The organism is Nocardia sp. NPDC051929 (assembly GCF_044548645.1).
GTDB lineage: Bacteria > Actinomycetota > Actinomycetes > Mycobacteriales > Mycobacteriaceae > Nocardia > Nocardia sichangensis.
The window spans coordinates 122,456-138,477 of record NZ_JBIUCG010000007.1 but is presented as its reverse complement, the minus strand read 5'-3'; the positions used below and the strand labels follow the sequence as shown (position 1 = coordinate 138,477).

Sequence of the window (16,022 nt, the reverse complement as noted above, 5' to 3'; positions counted from 1 at the left end):
GGTCGGGCGGCCCGGCGAGCGCTATTTCGCGGGCAGCGAATCGTGGCTGACCAGCGCTTCTCGCGCCGACAGCGTGGGCCCGGGGACCATCTGGCCGACGATCGCCCATGGCGCGAGGCGCGGGGGGCCGCCCAGTCCGAGCACGTTCGCGGTGGCCGCGTCCGGAATGCCGTAGCGCACGCCGGTATCGGCGATGTAGAACAGGCTGTCGCGGCGCGGGCTACCCGGTTCCATGCCGGTCACCTGCACGAACTCCCCTGAACCCGGCGGGATGTAGGCCGCGTCGACCCGGTCGCCCGCGCCGTCGGAGGTGGACACCTCGACGGGCTTCGCGGACTCCGCGATCGGCAAGCGGGTGCCGACCAGCAGGCTGACCGCCGCGCGCTCGCCGGGGCCGTCACCCGTGTTGTCCTGGCCCTGCCCCGGAGCGGCGCCCGGCGACTTCGCCCAGGCCACACAGGCGACGGGCGCGTCCTCGGCGGGCAGAATCCTCGGGGCACGCACCGGGAAGTCGTCGACCGGCAGTCGCCGGACCACCGGAACCCGTTCCAGCACATCGGGAGGCATGGTCGCGATCTCCCGCATGCCGTGCGAATCGGCGTACCTGATCACCTGCGCGGTGAACGGCGACACCGGCTGCAAACCGTCGGCGAGCACGACGTACAGCGCGGCACCGCCGTCCGGCCCCACGCCGGACACCGAGATGACGCCGCCGACCGGGATCTCCGACAGCGGGCCCGGCCCCCGCTCCCCCGCCCGGGGGATCTGCGGCGGAGCCAGCGCGGGAACCTGCGTCGTCGCGCCGAGCAACCCGGTGCCGACCGGACGGGGCCGCTGGGCGCGCAGGTCCAATGCCCTGGCCATCACCGAATTGGCCGGGTCCACCTCGGCGCGTTTGCCGTCGTAGACCAGGTAGGTCTTGTTGTCGCGCCGGACGAGCAGCGCCTCGTCGTGATTCGAGGTCCGGATGCGGTCCGCGAGCGCGGGGTGGCCTGCGATCACCGTCGTCGTGCCGCCCGATGATGTGGCGGCGCTACCGCCTTCGGACAACGGAATGGTCTCGCACAGCGACCACTCCGAGTTCTTGCCCTGCGTGGAACCGGGCAGCGCGCTCGGCGCTCCCGGAATGCCGAGCAGCGGCCCACGCGGCAGATCGCCGAGCTTGTCGTCCTTCACCGCGTGCGGCTCGGCATCGGCGCCGGTGATCAACCGCGCGGACGCGAGATTCAGCACCGGGTGCAGGGTCTTGTTGCCGTCCTGGCCCTGTACCACCACGTACAGCGCGCCGCTCTGCTTCCCGGAGACGATCACGGCGTCGCCGATCGCGCCCTGCGGACGCAGGAAGGCCAGGATCGCGGCGCCCGCCACCACGAGTACGCCGAGCACCGCGCCGACGAGCAGCGAGCGGATCTGCGAACGCATCGGATCGTGCAACATGCGCACGTCGCGACGGACCAGCGCGTGATCGAGCCTGCGCAACAGGAATCGGTATCCATTGACCTGAGCGCGGGTGGTCAGCTGTGCAGGCACATGGTCTCCATCGAGCTATCGATCACCATTCTCTTCGACACGGTACCGTAATTCACCGACGGCCCTGAACCGATGGAATCCGAAGCCGATCAACGGCGGCCGTACCGAGGCGAAGCAGGGACAAACAACTGTGCACGAAACGATGAACGGCGAGGCAACCGATAGTGAAATAACGGATGCGCCTGCGCCGACAAATCAACGCCGATCGGACTATGACACACTGCGCGATCCGGAATTCTGGTTGTTTCGCATTTTTCCCTTGCGCGTGACAGTTCCCGTCTCGATATCGGCCGCCGCGGTCGCGTGGATCGTTCTCGCCGTCAGCCATTCGATCTGGGGTGCGATCGCCGCGGGCGCGGTGGTCGCGCTGGCCGGTCTCGCGCCGCTGCGCGGACACACGCCCGCCGAACGCCTCGGTAGCGCGATCGCCCGCAGACGTCCCGGACTGCGCCCGGCCGAACGCCTCACACAGGCTCCCGCCCTCGACGTTGCGCTCGCCGAGGGCGGCGGTTACGGCGTGCGCTGGGACGGCGATCTGCTGCTCACCATGCTCCGGATCGATCCGCCGCCGGACACGCTGACGCTGCTGGACCGTGGTTCGCTCAGCACCGACCAACTGCTCCCGCTCGCCGAGATCGCCCGCTGCCTCGATCAATTCGATCTGACCCTGGCCGGCATCGACGTGGTGAGCACGGGCGCGCGCACGGCGGGCACCGGCGTGGCCGCGCAACTCTACGACCGCATCCTCGGCCCCCTGCCCGCCATCGCGCACCGCACTTGCTGGCTGGTGCTGCGGATGGATCCGCTGGCCAACGCCGAGGCGGTCGACAATCGCGGCGGCGGTGGCAGCGGCGCGCTGCGCACCGCGATCATCGCCACCCGCCGGGTCGCCAACCGGCTCGCCGCACACGACATCGCCGCGTCCGTGCTGACCGCCACCGAGATGAACACAGCCGTGCGCCAGCTCACCCACGGCTTCGACGTCGACCAACTCGTCGAGTCCCCGAAAACGTTGGAGTACCAAGGCCGTTACCTCACCCAGTACCAGATCGCGGCCGACATGATCGGCCCACGCGGACTGGCCGACATCTGGGCGGTGCCCAGCTTGTCCACCACGGTTACGTTGCGCCTGCGGCCGGGAGCGGGCCGCCACGATCGGCACACCGATTTCGCCGACACCGTTGTGCTCAACGCCGTCGTCCGCTTCGACACCGTCGCACCGCCCGAGCAACCACCCCTGCCAGGGTTGCGCGAGCTGATCGGCAACCAGCTGCGGATCCTTTTGGACACCTTGCCCATCGGTTACGCAGGCCGTTGGGGCAGCGACATCGCCTATCGCGGCACGCTGGCCGCGCTCACCGAGTTCGCGGTGCCGACGGCGGGCTGCGGCCAGCTCATCGGCGCCGACGAGCGCGGGCAGGGCATCGCGGTGCCGTTGATCGGCGAGGGCACCAGGCACCTGGAGGTGATCGGCAACCTGGATCTCGCTCAGCAGGTGATCCTGCGCGCCACCGCGCTCGGCGCGCATGCCATCGTGCACACCGCCCGGCCCGAGGCGTGGCACACCATGGTCGCGAATCTCGGTGCACCGCATGTGCTCTCGATCGCTCCGCGGGCCGCGGGCGCCAGCTACCATCCCCCCGCTCCCCCGCCGCCTCCCGCCGCTCCCTATCCGAGCACGACGGTGCTGGTGTTCGACGGAATCCCGCCGATCGCCCACGCGGGCGGCGCGACGATCGTGCACGTGCGGCGGCCGGACGATACCGGCAGGTCGGTCGACGCGGACGTCACGCTCATCCAGGATCCGGACGCGCCCAATCGGATCACGGTGCGCACCGCCGCGCGCAGCGCGACCGTGCTGATGGTCACCACACCGGACGAGATGCACTACATCGGCGAGTCGCTCGCGGCCCGCTGACCGCACACGAAACAGCCGGCTGGAACCCTTACCGTTCCAGCCGGCCGCTGTTCGTCGCTACCCCGCGATCAGAAGGCGGCGAAACCGTCGCCGACCTTGCCGTCGGCCTCGATGGCGCGGTTCAGCGCGTTCTCCACCTTGACGCCCAGGTTGTCCAGCTTCTGGAGGGTGTCCTCCAGCTCGCCGGTCAGATCCTTGTGCGCCTTGGTGAAGTTCGCGACCGCCTGCTCACCCTGCAGGTTCTGCTGGAACGCGGCGGCGGCGCCGTTGAGTTCGTCGATCTGCGCCTTCATGTTGGAACCGTACTGGTTCAGGTCACTGACCATCTCGGTGATGGCCGGGGAGTTGTACTTGATGGTCATGGTTGTCTCCTTCTGCTGAGAGGTTGGGGATCCGGCTGGACGGCATCACCGTCCAGCGGTCACGCCAGACCGGCCTGGTCGGAGCCGACGATGGTGTTCTTGCCGGAGGTCACGGCCTGCGAGAGCCGGTCCAGCTTGCCGTTGAGCGCGGTGACCTCGTCGTGCCAGTCGTGGGCCGCGGTGTTGAACTCGCGGTGGGCGTCGCCCTGCCAGCCGCGCGCGACGGCCTGCACCGACTCGTCGATCTGGTTGATCGAGGTGCGCAGCGTCGAGATCGAGTCCTCCATGCGGCTGACGACGCTGTCGATGCCGCCTGCTTCGACACCGTAGGTGTTCCCCGAGCCGTCGCCGAGAGATGTGTAAGCCATTTCGTTGATCCTTTCGTCAGAACTTGTATGGGTGCGGAGATCCGGACGATCTCACCGAGCAGCTACTGAGGCAGCCACCTCCCCCCGGGCAGCCCTTCCAGCAACGTGGCGACCGCCTGAGTCACCCGGTGGTCGGTGCCCGTCGTGACCGTCGACCAGATCTGCTGATCCGGCGCGACCATCGGGGCGACGACGATGCGGCCGCGGCCGGTGTCGTACACCACCACCGCGCCGGGCGCCCGGCTGGTCAGCCCGTCTCGATGGGCGTAGGCCACGATCTCGGCGTAGGCGCGGCAGGAGCCGAAGGCGAGGCCGAGCACGGCGGCGTCGCGCTCACCGACGCCAAGGGCGTACACCGCGTCGGCGTAATCGCCGGAGCCCTCGGCCGCGTCCATCCGGTCGGCCAATTCGCTCGCGAGCGCACTGAATCCGGCGATCCGCGCGGGTTCGCACGAGCCGAGCGCGGCCAGCAGTGGACGAGTCAGTGCGGTGTCCGAGCCGTCGGCCCAGATCGACGTCACCTCGAAGCTGTCGCCCGAGCGGACGGCGAGCGCGTGCTGTTCGCCCCGGCGCGCCAGGCAGAAGCGGCGAGCGCCCTCCTCGGTGTATACGCGGGCGACGAGTTCGCGGTCCGGCTGCGCCAGGACGAACAGCGCACCGGCCAGGTCGGATTCGACTTCGCCCTCGGCGTCGAGCAGGCCGTCACCGATCAGGCCGGACAGCGCACGCTCCCGCGCGGCGCGATACTCCTCGATCGAATCCTGTTGCGGCCCGGCCGAAAGCACCAGCGGCAAGGTTTGCACACCGAGCCGCTCGGCGACGACGAGCAGCGCGTCGTTCGTCAGCGACGTCACGGCGCACCTCCCGTCTGGGCACCGGCCTCGCTCGGCGCGACGGCGTGCGTCGCGGGTTCGGCGCCGCCGAGCACCGCGGGCGCGGCTTGGATGCCACCTTCGAAGCCGATCTGATCGCTCGTCTCCGTGGGAAGTCCGGCGCGTGGGAATCGTGCCGCGTCTTGTGCGAGCCCGGCTTGCCCCAGCGCACCGGGAACGAGCGGAGCGGGCTGCCCACCCGCGTTCACCGTGGCCGGGGCGGCGCGCGGGACGACCTCGGCCGTGGCGGCCGACTGCGCGTACACCGGCGCCTGGTACGCGGTGGGCACCCGCGGCATCGCCGGGATGGGCACCGTCCCGATCGGCATCGCACCGATCGACGCCGCACCGCGCGGCATCGTGGCCGAATTCGCGGCCTCGGCCGATCCCGCGGCCTGTTCGGCGGCCAGCGCCTGCTCCGGCGCCACGACGGGCGGTTGCTGGTGCTGCCACGGCAAGGCCAGTGGTTCGGTGGCCATCTCGTAGTTCCGCATGACCCGCGAGGCCATCGCCCTCGCCGCGTCCTGCTCGGCGTCGGTGTCCGCCGCGATCGCGCGGATCGGCGTACCGAGCATCCCGGTCACCGACTCCAGCATTCGTTGCACCTGCTGAAGGGTTTCCAGATCGGCGGTGTTCGGCATCGCCAGCCGGGCGATCTCGTACGCGGCGACCTGGGCCTGGAACCGCGCGGCGTTGGCCGCCGCAGCGGCGGCGGCGTCGACCAGCCAATCCCGCAGAGTCGTGATCTGTTGCAGCACTTCGTCGCTGCGTCCTGACTGCCAGGCCCCGCGCACGTCCGCGAGAACCTTCTCGTACTCGACCACAGCGGCACCGAACGACGCGGCGAGGCGCGACCACGCGGCGACGGCCTCGGCCATCGGCACGGCGCCCGGCCCCGTGGTGAGCTCGCGTGCGAGCCGCTCGGGCGGGCGCGCGGTCCACACCACGCCGGTGAAACCTGGCTGCGGTGGTTCGATCATTGCCGCGGAAGACCTTTCGGTTGCTCGGCGACGGTCAGGCCGACCGGCCGCCCGTGGTGTCGAAATCGGCCGTGTTGGCCGATTCCATGCCGTCGAACTGGTTCGAGTGCAGCCGCAACGTGGCCGCCAGCTTGCGCAGTTCGTGCACGCTGGCCTGCGCGCCGGCCAGGTATGACGACGCCACGTCGTTCGCGGTCTGCGCGGCCCGGCCGGACACCTCGTCGGCGCCGGCGGGTACGACGGTCAGCGCTTCCTCCGCGGAGCGCAGATCCGACGCCAACCGGTCGGCCAGCGCGTCCAGCCCGGACGACGCCTTGGCCGCCGTGACCGAGTCGAATCGCACGCTGTCGTACACCTGACCCCGCCCGTCACTCATAAGACCCTCCTGTGTACTGCTCGGCACTCGCGTCAGAGCGTGAGTTCCTTATCCGGCGGTGGTTCCGATGTCGCGTCGGCCGCGCCGACCACCGGCAGCGAGACCCCCTCGATCCGGCCGACCACTTCGTCGCCGTGCTGACCGGTGACCATCTGGCCGCGCAGCGCGTCGGTGGTCGATTCGCCGTCGCGGGCCAGGCCCGCTCCCGCCATGCCCGCGCCGCCCATCGGCATGTATCCGGCCCCGGTTCCGGTCCCCGCCGCGGCGGTACCCGCGACGGTGGTCGACACCTCGGACGACGTTCCGGTACCAGCGGCGCTCGCACCGCCGATGCTGCCGAGCGACCCACCGGCCACCCGGGTCCCCGGCCAGGGGTTCAGCGGGGCGGCAGCCGCGGCGATCGCACCCGGGACGCCACCGCCGACGCCACCCGCGCCGCCTGCGTGCTCGCCTTCCTCGCCTTCCTTGCCTTCTTTGCCTTCCTCGGGTTCACCCGCGCCTTCGTGCGCGCCGGGGGCGCTGATCGGTTTCGGCGCCGGCAGCGAAGGATTGGCGGCCGCCAACTGCCCGAGCGACTGCGCTACCTGACCGGCCGTGCTGATCAGCGGCGTGATCATGCTCATCAACTGGGTCAGCTGTTCGGTCGACTTCACTCCCGTCGGCGCGTTCGTGATCGGCACCTTCTGACCGGCCTGCGTCATGCTCGCACTGTGGCCGACCATCTCCGCCTTGGTCTTGGCGGTGATCGCCAGCGCCTCGGTCATCGCCTCGATCGCGGACGCGACGAGGAAACCCTGCCCGCCCGGCGATGCCGCGAGCAGCGGCGCGAAGGCCATGGTGGTGGAGAACTTCGCCAGCACCGCCGACATCAGGCCCGCGCCGGTGAAGACGCTGCCCGCCGCGCTGCCGAGCACCGACTTCTCCTGGGTGCTCTGCGCCGCGAGCTCGTTCGCGTCGGTCTGCGCCGCACCGGCCTTCTTCGCCGCCTCCATCGCCGCCATGCCCTGCCAGACCGACATCAAGGTCTGCACCAGCGACGAGCCGACCTGCATCACCGTCTGCATCACGGTGGACACGTTCTGCAGCAACTGCGTCGGGTCGGCCGGAGGCGCGGGCGCGGCGGTGGCACCGGCCTGTGCGGGCGCGGGCGCGCCGAGTCGACCGGTGCCGAACGCGGAGGCGAGATCGGTCAACGGGCGCATGAGCGCGCCGAGATCGATCGTCGGCAGCGGCGGCAGCTCCGGCAGCTGCACGAAGGCAGGCATCTCCGGCAGATTCGGTAAACCCATGCTGCGCAAGACGTCGTTCACCGGCATGTCGAGCATGGGCGCGAGAGCGCTGCCCCGCAGCAATTCCAGGATTGTGGGATCCAGTGGATCGGCCCCGGGTGGCGGAATGGCTCCCGGCGTGGTCATGACCGCGTGCGGATGGCTCCGATGGCCGCGCCCGACGCGGTGTCCGTGCCCTCGTAGGTGGCGGCGGCCTGATGCGCCGTCAACGCCGTACCCGCGTGCACGGCGGCGAGCTGCGCCACCGACGACAGGTGGTTGGCCTGGGCGAAAGCGTACGAGGCAAGGAACTCTTGGCCGATCAGGCCGAACACCGGGACCACTGCGGCGACCGTCGCGGCTTGGTCGGTCGCGGCGATCGCCCCTACTCCGGCGGCCATGGCCGCCGATTCGCTTCCGTACACACGCAGCGCATCCGGGACTACTTCAATGTGGCTCATGATCATCGTCCAATCCCGAAACATCCCCCGACGTTTCGTATTCAACTTTACCTAGCGAAGACCGCGTATCGCGATCCCGTCGTGGTTAACATCCGGTGACTACCCGGTGGCCTCCTCGTTGAATGCGGTGATAAGTGCGCCGCGCTCCGCAAAAGCCTTGTGCGCGGCCGCTCGCGCGGTGTCGACGACCGTTTTCTCGAACTCGTCCGGTGAAAGTTTCGACACCGCGGCGGAAAAGCTGAGTCCGATCAACGCGGCGTTGCCGTCCACCTCCGCGGTCACCGCGCCGTCGGGCGATGTCTCGGCTACCCGGATCCCATTCATGGCGTCATTGAGATCGGTGAGCCGGTAGAGCTGATTCTGTACCCGAGCGATGAGCTCGTCCATTGTTTCGACCATGCCGACCTCACGAATTCCGTTGCCGCTCAGACCGATCGCAGCCAGCTCTGCGGTTCGATGTCGTACTCTTGCTCGTCGATGATCTCCTGCGTCGCCACCTGCTGTTCGGTGGGCAGCCCGGCCAGCGCCAGCATCTCCGAGGTGAATCCCAGTTGCCGCAATTGCGCCCGCCGCGCCAGGCCCGCGCGGTTCGCCGCCTGTTTGCACAATCGCAGGACCTCGCCCGCCAGCGCCTCCGGGTCGCGGCGCAATTGATCGGCGTCGACCTTGACGCCCAGCGGCAGACCCATTTCGGTGGTGCGCACCGAAATCGAGCCGGTGAGCGAAGTAGCCACGAATTCGGCAGGAAAATCGCCAGGGTTCCCCTGCTGCGATGCGGTCATCGAAAACCCCTTCGAAGAATCGAGATCGAAAACGGAATGGCGCGCATACGATCGATCACATCCGCTCGTCTTTGATGGCTTGGACGACTTCGGCGATCCGCGCGTTGATCAATTCGGTCAGTCGCCGGACGTCCGCCGCGAGCACTGTCGGCGGGCTGCCCGGCACGATCGCGTAACGCCCGTCGTCGACGAGATCGCGCCAGGCCAGGTGCGCCCGGGTGATACCGCGCGGACCGAATCGCGAATGCCCTTGCTCCACCACGATGGTGCCCACCGTGGCGGCGGGCGCGCGATCGAAGGACTCGCTGCGGCCGGCCGTGCGGTCTTCGACGTCGTTCACCAGGGAGCGGCCATAGGAGTAGTCCAGCCCGTCGCCGCCCGGCTCGATGAGATCGAAGGCGGACCCGCGCCCGGCGTCGACCTTCGGCAATGCCTCGGCCACGCTGTGGCCGAGCGACAGAACGTCGTGTTCGGCGACCGTGAATCCCTCGGTTCGGCGTTCCGTTCCCGGCTTCTGGGTCACCAGGAACGCGCGGTCGCCCTTGCGGCCGGCGAGCATGCGGATGGCGCCCTTCGGGTTCCGCGCGTCCCGGCCGTCGATCCCGCGGATCACCAACCGGATGTCGGGAACCGTGAGCACGTCCATCAACTCCTCCAGCGCCCGGCCCCAGCGGGCCTGGATCCGCTGCCACGCTTCGGCTTTCTGCCTGCGCGCGTCGTCGTAATAGGTCGTGCCGCTGAGGTAGAAGAACGGATCCGGCAGGCTCTCCTTCGCCGCGTGCCATGCCGCGGCGAATTCGAGACCGGAGAACTCCCACGTGTCGTTCATTGCTCGACAACGGGTTTCGCTACCACGGGCGCGTCGCCGAGCGCCTCTTCCAGATGCTCGGAGGAATCCAGGTAGTCGGCGCGCTTGTGCTCCTTCTGCTGGCCGCCCTGGGCGGCGCCGGGGCCGCCCATCGGCATGCCGGGGCCGCCCATCATGCCCTGGCCCGCCGCCAGACCCGCGCGCCCGGTGGCCGCCGCTGCGACCGCGTTCGTCGCCCGCGGGAACAACTTCGACGCCTTCTCCAGGTTCTGGTTCGCGGCCGACTTCGGTGCGCCGGGACCTCCCGCCGAACCACCGGGGCCGCCCGCACCCTTCGCCAGGGCCGACTCGAGTTTCTTCGTCGCGTCGGACAGATTCGGCATGCCCGGCAGGCCCGCCAGCGCGGCCTGCTGCGCGGCCTGTTGCGCCGCTTGCTGCGCGGCGCCGGCGGCCTGCTGCCCGATCTGCTGCGCCTGTTGCGCGATCTGCTGGGCGGCCTGCTGCGCCTGTTGCGCCAGCTGCTGGGCGGCCTGCTGGGCGGCTTGCTGCGCGGCCTGCTGTTGCTGTTGTTGTTGCTGCTGCTGTTGCTGTTGCTGCTGTTCGGCGGCGCGGCGCTGAGCGTCCAATTGCGCTTGACGCTGCGCGTCTTCCAGTGCCTTCTGCTGCTGTTCGGCCTGCCGTTGCGCGTTCTGCATCGACGCCAGTTGTGCGGCGCTGGTCCCCGGCCCCGGTGCGGCGCCCGGCCCGGGACCACCCGGCCCTGGCCCCGGCCCCGGCACTTGGCCGGTGGTCGGCGGGATCGGATCCGGCAGTACCGCGATGACCTTGTCGGTCTCCTCTACGCCGGGGACGTAGGCCGCTTGCATCGCCCTGACGTAATTCCGGACCGCGGCCTCTTCCTTCCGCTGCCGGTACGCGTCGTCGGTCTCACCCGAGGTTCGTGTGGGCGGATAGTCGTCACCCTGCTGGAGCAGCACCCCGGTGGTATACAGCCATTCCGACACGTATTCGAGGCTGTCGCCGATCAGCTTCATATTCGTATTCAGCTGATCCGTGCCGGTGCCATAGGCGGTGATCGCTTGGCGCGCTCGGTCCGCACCGCCATTGTTGTTCGGACTCGTCCAGCTCGACCTACTGGTCGTCATCTGGTTGGTGAGGATGTCGAACGTTTCCTTGAGTTCTCCGGCCAGCCACCGCCAATCCGACGCGGCTTGCGCGACCTTGATCGGCATGGTCGGACTGCCGCCGGTGATCGACGAAATGATCGTCTGATACTGGGAATACGTGAAGTTCTCCGGGTCGTCCGCACGCACGCCCCGCGGTTCGAATTTCACATCGCCCGGATCGGCCAGGCTCGTCGGCAATCCGTGGTTCTCCTCGGGCTTCCGGTTCCCGACCTCGTTCCAATCCGGATGCGCGTAGGTGTTTCCGCTGCCGTCGCCCGCGGTGGTCAAACCGGCGGGATCCCAGCGCTTCGAGAGGTTTTCGGTGATTCCCTTGTGTTCGCCCACGCGGCGCTCCAGCGCGGCGAAATCGACCCTGTTGTCTTCCTCGGTGCCTCGGTAGTGCCTGGCCGCCGCGAAGAAGGTATCGGTCAGATCGTCGAGGATGGTGATGTGGTCGTCCAGGATGCTGCCGAGTTCTTTTCCCTTTTCCGAGAAGCGAGAGGCGAGCGCCTGGGCCGATAGCAACACATCGGCGAACGGCGGCAGCGAATCGATCTTGGATAGCTCCTTTTTCACCGAGGCGACGCGGACGCGAACTCCGTTCGCCGCGTTGATCAGAGCTTCGAGTGTGCCGGGCCGCAGCTCCAAGGTGCCGTTCTGTGCCTCGCGGGACAGGCTGCTCCATGGATTCGTCTCAGACATGCCGCGCTCTTTCCGTCTCGACGATTCGGAAGGCTCCCGCACCTGTTGTCATCGCTGGGAAGCGCACTGGATGAGCGCCGACGCCCCCGGAAGATACGATGCCGAAGTCCGATCCCGGAGGCAGAGACTCCGACCCGCACAACTGAATACCTCCCCGACGTGGGCGTCGACGATATGCGCGCCACGGCGCGGCGTCCCGTTCGCCCCCGCGTACGGGATCACTCTCCTGCGCCCGGCAACTCATACGCTGACGACCCTCCTCATCGCTGGCGTGCCGTGAACGGCTGTGCGCCACACGTCAATATGGCAGCCGGTTCTTACGGCAGACCGAATATTGTCTTACGACGCACCAACGATTCTATGGTGAGTCGGTTCGCCGACGCATGTACAGACCCGAATCCTGGTGGCCCCTCCGCGCCGCTCACCGTCCCGGACCAGCCGGTTTCCGCTGCGGCGCAGACGAGACACGAAGATCAGGACGCTCCGACCGCGCCGTGCCGATTCCGGAACCGCCGCTCGAACTCCGCGCGGTAGACCGATGGCGCCACCGAGGACGAAGACCGTTCCAGCACACCGTCATCGGCGATGTAGTAGATCGCCCGGCCGACCGCGATCTCACCCGGCTCGACCGGGACGTACACCATCCACCCCACGCTGATCCGATCGGCGCGCAGGTCCTCCACCGAATAGTTCGCGAGATCGGCCCCGCTGTCCCGGATGAACCGCTCGACCCGGGCGAGCGCGTCCTCTCGCGACATCGGCCCCGGCGCCGTCATGGTCACCCCGGCCATGGTCAGCTGGAAGAAAGCGCCGTCCACGTCGAATCGTTCGTCGTCATCGAAGACACCGGCGAGGGTGTCCCGCGTGACCACACCGGCCTCCGCGGCGGACACCAGCGCGCCGACGGCCGCGCGCCGACGCGCGTTCGCGTCGTCGCCGAGCAGGCTGCCGACGATGTCCACGACCGTCTCCGAGCTCCACACACCCGGCATCGCCTCGGCGAACCGGGCGGGTCCCGGTGACGCACCGCGGTACCAGCGGCCGTTCTCCCACCAGTAGCAGAACGACAGCAGACCGCTGGTGCAGCGGTGGTTCAACACCTGTCCCGCCACCCATTCCGGCGCTCCCGCGTACAGATCGGGCAACTGGAGCCCGTCGTTGTACGCCGCCGCCAGTTCCGGGGCATTCCACACCCCACCGGACAGCACGGCCCGCCCCCCGGGCAGCGCGTACAGCGAACAACCGCTGCGCTTGGCGCCTTCGAACCAGCTCACGGACGGCAGCAACCTCGGGCCCCAAGGCGATTCGGCCGCGACGAACGCCGCGGCGAGCACGGCCCACCGGGCGGCCATGATGGGGAACGGAGGCAGCTCGTCCTCGGACGGCACGGCCCGCACGCCCGCCTCCCGATCCGCCCGCGCCTGCGCCGCCGCCACCTGCGGCGGTCGCGACTGACGGTCACCGTGACCGACGTAGGCGCCGAGCCAGACCGGCAGCGAATCCCGGGGAAACGCCGCGAGATCAGCGAGATAGACCTCCGGCGGGAACAACTGCTCGTCCGGAAACGGCTCGTCGCCGTAGTCGTAGTCGACCTCCATCCGGCCGTCGCTGGTCAGCGTGAAGAGCAAACGCCACCAGGGCCCGTCCTCGAGCCCGGCCGCCAGCTCCCGATGCTCGCGGACCAGCGCCACGATCCCGGGTTCGGGAGTCACCCGCGCGGCGTGCTCTCGATCGTCGGAGTAGACGGCCAGCGCGACCTCCGCGGCCACCGTCAGCGCGAACACCGCGTCGACCCGCCGCCAGCCCTGCGGACCGCCCGCGGCCAGCTCCCGGGCGACCTGGTGCATGAGCGCCTTGGCCCGTTCGGCGACATCCTCGACCGGCGCCGCCTCGGACAGGGTGAAGCCGACATCAGGCTCCTCCGTAGCGACCTCGTGGTCCTCCGTGGACTGGTGGGCTACCGCTTCGGCCGGCACCTCGACCGCGGACGGCGACAGGTGCGGCTCGTCAGCGCCGTGTTCTGCAGCAGCACCGAGCTCGTCGCCGGTCGCCTGGCCGCCTGGTCTGGTCACGTCGCGGAAATCCCCTCATCCACCGCATCGGAGCCGGCGTACACGCCGCGATGCCTGCTCTGCTCGTCGTTCATCCTCATACAGCGCCGGTCCGCGCGGTGCTCGTCACGGCTCCTGCCGCAGGCCCAGTAGCGGCAGGTCGAGCTTGCGATTCCCCGAACGCTCGTTCCACCCCGTATAGGCCAGGGCAGTGGGGGCGTCGATGCCGAACCCGTCGCGCAACCCGGTGACGACCATGTCCGCCAGGCGGCGGTATTCGGTCGTGGGACTCGGCCACGGCAGCTCGGTCCACCAGTTGTTGTGGCTCGTGTCCCGCTCGCGCCAACCCGATTCGGCGATCAGCGCGCGTCCCGCAGCACCCGCGCGCAAGGCGGGGTCGAGCCATTCGTCATCGACCAATTCGGCCTCGAGCGCGTCATCGAGCTGGAGGAACTGGGCGTATCGCCGCCGCGGTCCGGTATCGGACTCGACCAGCTTCACGATGGAACCGGCGCGCAGCGCGGCCAGTTCCACGGCCAGACCAGCGGCGAAATCTCCCCACCCGGTCAACTCTGCTCCTGCTGCTCCAGCTCGACGGCCTGATCGTGCAGTTCGAGCCAGGAATTGGCGGTCGAGGACAGCTGAACCGAGCGGCCCAGGTCCGCCACCACCAGTGTCGTTTCCGGCCCCGCCCAGCGGACCTCCGCCGTGGCGCCAGGAACCCGGGTGGTCGGTTCGCCCAGTGCGCGGGTCAGCGCCGCGACCATCGCCACGAACGCGTCCCTCGACCGTGCCCTTCCGTCCGCGTCGTCCGGGGCGAAATCGGTGACGCGCAGCTTGATGTCGACGATCAGGCCGGCACGTCCGTGAATCTTTCCGCTGGCCATCCCGAATCCGGCGTCCAGCATCGCCCGGTCCGGATGGGCGGTCAGCACTTTCCAGCCGAACGCCTCGGCCAGCCGCGGCACCGCGTCCATCGGCTGGGAGCCGTCCAGCGACCGCAGGCCGGTCGCCAGGTCGACGATCTCGCTGTCGGTCAGCGCGCGCCATTCGGTCATGGGCCCACCTTAGGTCGTGACATCGGTGCTCACCGGGCCGACCGCCGACGATTGATCTCCTCGATCTTGCGGGCCAGCGCCTCCTTCCGCTCGCGAGCGTTGGAGCCGTCGAGCTGGCCCGCAAACGCCGAGCGGGCCGCGTCGACCAGCGCGTCCGGCACGTCGGGATAGGCGCGGGCGATCGCCCACAGCGCGTCCTCGGTCTTCATGTCGAGGCCCGTCTCCGTGCGGATGCCGCCGCCGGTCAGCACGGAGCGGAGCATCTCGTCGAAGTTCTCTCGCAGTTCGTCATCGGTCGGATGGTCGATCCGCATCACTACTCCTCACGTCGATGGTTACCTTGTCGCATCGCCGTCCGGTCATCCGGCGAAGATCTCGGCGCGGCGCACCGGGTCGTCGACCACGGCTCGGACCAGCGCGCCGATATCCATCTCCTCCGGCACCGAGCGATAGGTCAGCTCGCAGAAGACGGCACCGCCGACGGCCACCGCGAACCGGGTGGTGCGCCATCCCACCGTGCCCCATTCGACGCCGACGGGCCCGTCGAGCTCGACCGTGCGGTCACCGACACGAAGGACGAGTCTGCCGTCGTGTCGATAGAACACCACCGAGACTCCACCGAGCTCACCGTAGACGCCGTCGTGCGTGGCCGCCTCGGACGGGTTGGCGCGCAGCGCGCCGGTGATCGGGTCGAACTCCGCGGGTACACCGAAGCCTGCGAACGGGCGGACGAAGATACCCCGTTCCGGGTCCTGGCCGCGGCGCCCGTTCCCCTGCGGCCCGCGGCCGTTGGTCCGTGCGCCACCGTTCACCGCTGGCGTCATCGGCATGCCGGGCGGCATCGGGGGCATGGGCATACCCGGCGGGACCGTGCCGTCGGGCCGGCCTGGGTCGTTCGTGTTGCCAGGCCAGGTCGGTGAAATGGGTGGATACGGTGCGGACGGTCCCGCGTATGGCGGTGCGGACGGTCCGGGGGTCGGCATAGTCGGGTATGAGGGTCGGGTCGACGGGTATGGGGGCAGTGTTCCCGGTGGCGTCGACGGATACGGAGGCGTCGGCTGGCCGGGTGTCGGCCCGCCGGGCGGGAAGGGAGGCGTCGACGGGTACGGAGGTTGCGTGGGCGGAACCGTAGGTGTGGGCGGCTCCGAGGGTGTCGGCGGAACCGGCGGTTCCGGGGGTGTCGGCGGAACCGGCGGTTCCGGGGGTGTCGGCGGAACCGGCGGCTCCGGGGGTGTCGGCGGAACCGGCGGCTCCGGGGGTGTCGGCGGAACCGGCGGCTCCGGGGGTGTCGGCGGAACCGGCGGCTCCGGGGGTGTCGGC

The 16,022-nt window shown here is 69.5% G+C and carries 19 protein-coding genes; 2 read left to right on the top strand and 17 right to left on the bottom strand.

Annotation, left to right across the window (positions count from 1 at the left end):
* Positions 1-21: 21 nt before the first annotated feature.
* Complete coding sequence (gene eccB, locus ACIHAX_RS11130) at positions 22-1,530, bottom strand: type VII secretion protein EccB (RefSeq protein ID WP_364430855.1); 1,509 nt, start codon at positions 1,528-1,530, stop codon at positions 22-24.
* A gap of 265 nt (positions 1,531-1,795) precedes the next feature.
* On the opposite strand from eccB, the gene eccE reads away from it, so the two are divergent.
* A complete protein-coding gene (gene eccE / locus ACIHAX_RS11125; RefSeq protein WP_397277103.1) occupies positions 1,796-3,448 on the top strand; it encodes a type VII secretion protein EccE in 1,653 nt (550 codons plus the stop codon).
* Positions 3,449-3,516: 68 nt separating this feature from the next.
* Here the strand turns inward: eccE and ACIHAX_RS11120 are convergent, their stop codons facing one another.
* The 16 genes from ACIHAX_RS11120 to ACIHAX_RS11045 form a co-directional block, all read right to left on the bottom strand.
* Positions 3,517-3,810, bottom strand: coding sequence for a type VII secretion protein EsxR (locus ACIHAX_RS11120; RefSeq protein ID WP_356964767.1), 294 nt, complete (start codon positions 3,808-3,810; stop codon positions 3,517-3,519).
* A 59-nt stretch (positions 3,811-3,869) separates the two neighbouring features.
* On the bottom strand, positions 3,870-4,178 hold the full coding sequence (locus tag ACIHAX_RS11115; RefSeq protein WP_355076182.1) for a WXG100 family type VII secretion target: 309 nt from the start codon (positions 4,176-4,178) through the stop codon (positions 3,870-3,872).
* Between the two features lie 62 nt (positions 4,179-4,240).
* Positions 4,241-5,032 (bottom strand): ESX secretion-associated protein EspG, encoded by a 792-nt coding sequence (locus tag ACIHAX_RS11110; RefSeq protein WP_397277100.1) that lies wholly within the window; start codon positions 5,030-5,032, stop codon positions 4,241-4,243.
* A complete protein-coding gene (locus ACIHAX_RS11105; RefSeq protein ID WP_397277098.1) occupies positions 5,029-6,030 on the bottom strand; it encodes a PPE domain-containing protein in 1,002 nt (333 codons plus the stop codon). The genes ACIHAX_RS11110 and ACIHAX_RS11105 overlap by 4 nt, the downstream gene beginning before the upstream one ends.
* Before the next feature lie 34 nt (positions 6,031-6,064).
* Positions 6,065-6,406: a PE family protein gene (locus tag ACIHAX_RS11100; protein WP_355076176.1), complete on the bottom strand. Its 342-nt coding sequence runs from the start codon at positions 6,404-6,406 to the stop codon at positions 6,065-6,067.
* Between the two features lie 32 nt (positions 6,407-6,438).
* On the bottom strand, positions 6,439-7,821 hold the full coding sequence (locus tag ACIHAX_RS11095; RefSeq protein ID WP_397277096.1) for a hypothetical protein: 1,383 nt from the start codon (positions 7,819-7,821) through the stop codon (positions 6,439-6,441).
* Positions 7,818-8,135, bottom strand: coding sequence for a type VII secretion target (locus ACIHAX_RS11090; RefSeq protein ID WP_039795829.1), 318 nt, complete (start codon positions 8,133-8,135; stop codon positions 7,818-7,820). Before ACIHAX_RS11090 ends, ACIHAX_RS11095 begins: the two co-directional genes overlap by 4 nt.
* Positions 8,136-8,234: 99 nt before the next feature.
* Positions 8,235-8,522, bottom strand: a complete 288-nt coding sequence (locus tag ACIHAX_RS11085) for a YbaB/EbfC family nucleoid-associated protein (RefSeq protein WP_355076170.1) — start codon at positions 8,520-8,522, stop codon at positions 8,235-8,237.
* Between the two features lie 38 nt (positions 8,523-8,560).
* On the bottom strand, positions 8,561-8,917 hold the full coding sequence (locus ACIHAX_RS11080; protein WP_364430834.1) for a hypothetical protein: 357 nt from the start codon (positions 8,915-8,917) through the stop codon (positions 8,561-8,563).
* A gap of 55 nt (positions 8,918-8,972) precedes the next feature.
* Complete coding sequence (locus ACIHAX_RS11075; RefSeq protein WP_355076166.1) at positions 8,973-9,746, bottom strand: ESX secretion-associated protein EspG; 774 nt, start codon at positions 9,744-9,746, stop codon at positions 8,973-8,975.
* Positions 9,743-11,593 (bottom strand): hypothetical protein, encoded by a 1,851-nt coding sequence (locus tag ACIHAX_RS11070; protein WP_364430828.1) that lies wholly within the window; start codon positions 11,591-11,593, stop codon positions 9,743-9,745. Before ACIHAX_RS11070 ends, ACIHAX_RS11075 begins: the two co-directional genes overlap by 4 nt.
* A 473-nt stretch (positions 11,594-12,066) precedes the next feature.
* Positions 12,067-13,665 carry a hypothetical protein gene (locus ACIHAX_RS11065; protein ID WP_397277092.1) on the bottom strand — a complete coding sequence of 533 codons (1,599 nt, stop codon included), beginning with the start codon at positions 13,663-13,665 and terminating at the stop codon, positions 12,067-12,069.
* Positions 13,666-13,770: 105 nt separating this feature from the next.
* Positions 13,771-14,214: a TY-Chap domain-containing protein gene (locus ACIHAX_RS11060; protein WP_355076160.1), complete on the bottom strand. Its 444-nt coding sequence runs from the start codon at positions 14,212-14,214 to the stop codon at positions 13,771-13,773.
* On the bottom strand, positions 14,211-14,702 hold the full coding sequence (locus ACIHAX_RS11055) for a DUF6301 family protein (RefSeq protein ID WP_364430821.1): 492 nt from the start codon (positions 14,700-14,702) through the stop codon (positions 14,211-14,213). The genes ACIHAX_RS11060 and ACIHAX_RS11055 overlap by 4 nt, the downstream gene beginning before the upstream one ends.
* 29 nt (positions 14,703-14,731) lie before the next feature.
* Positions 14,732-15,016: a hypothetical protein gene (locus ACIHAX_RS11050; RefSeq protein ID WP_039795825.1), complete on the bottom strand. Its 285-nt coding sequence runs from the start codon at positions 15,014-15,016 to the stop codon at positions 14,732-14,734.
* 45 nt (positions 15,017-15,061) lie between these two features.
* Complete coding sequence (locus tag ACIHAX_RS11045) at positions 15,062-15,559, bottom strand: hypothetical protein (RefSeq protein ID WP_397277090.1); 498 nt, start codon at positions 15,557-15,559, stop codon at positions 15,062-15,064.
* A gap of 259 nt (positions 15,560-15,818) precedes the next feature.
* Here ACIHAX_RS11045 and ACIHAX_RS11040 point away from each other — a divergent pair.
* A partial coding sequence (locus ACIHAX_RS11040) for a hypothetical protein (RefSeq protein WP_397277088.1) occupies positions 15,819-16,022 on the top strand: 204 nt, incomplete at its 3' end.

Coding starts and splice junctions, on each gene's coding strand:
- ACIHAX_RS11120 (WP_356964767.1), bottom strand. CDS start 3,810: ATGACCATCAAGTACAACTCCCCGGCCATCACCGAGATGGTCAGTGAC.
- ACIHAX_RS11115 (WP_355076182.1), bottom strand. CDS start 4,178: ATGGCTTACACATCTCTCGGCGACGGCTCGGGGAACACCTACGGTGTC.
- ACIHAX_RS11105 (WP_397277098.1), bottom strand. CDS start 6,030: ATGATCGAACCACCGCAGCCAGGTTTCACCGGCGTGGTGTGGACCGCG.
- ACIHAX_RS11100 (WP_355076176.1), bottom strand. CDS start 6,406: ATGAGTGACGGGCGGGGTCAGGTGTACGACAGCGTGCGATTCGACTCG.
- ACIHAX_RS11095 (WP_397277096.1), bottom strand. CDS start 7,821: ATGACCACGCCGGGAGCCATTCCGCCACCCGGGGCCGATCCACTGGAT.
- ACIHAX_RS11090 (WP_039795829.1), bottom strand. CDS start 8,135: ATGAGCCACATTGAAGTAGTCCCGGATGCGCTGCGTGTGTACGGAAGC.
- ACIHAX_RS11085 (WP_355076170.1), bottom strand. CDS start 8,522: ATGGACGAGCTCATCGCTCGGGTACAGAATCAGCTCTACCGGCTCACC.
- ACIHAX_RS11080 (WP_364430834.1), bottom strand. CDS start 8,917: ATGACCGCATCGCAGCAGGGGAACCCTGGCGATTTTCCTGCCGAATTC.
- ACIHAX_RS11075 (WP_355076166.1), bottom strand. CDS start 9,746: ATGAACGACACGTGGGAGTTCTCCGGTCTCGAATTCGCCGCGGCATGG.
- ACIHAX_RS11070 (WP_364430828.1), bottom strand. CDS start 11,593: ATGTCTGAGACGAATCCATGGAGCAGCCTGTCCCGCGAGGCACAGAAC.
- ACIHAX_RS11055 (WP_364430821.1), bottom strand. CDS start 14,702: ATGACCGAATGGCGCGCGCTGACCGACAGCGAGATCGTCGACCTGGCG.
- ACIHAX_RS11050 (WP_039795825.1), bottom strand. CDS start 15,016: ATGCGGATCGACCATCCGACCGATGACGAACTGCGAGAGAACTTCGAC.
- ACIHAX_RS11045 (WP_397277090.1), bottom strand. CDS start 15,559: ATGCCCATGCCCCCGATGCCGCCCGGCATGCCGATGACGCCAGCGGTG.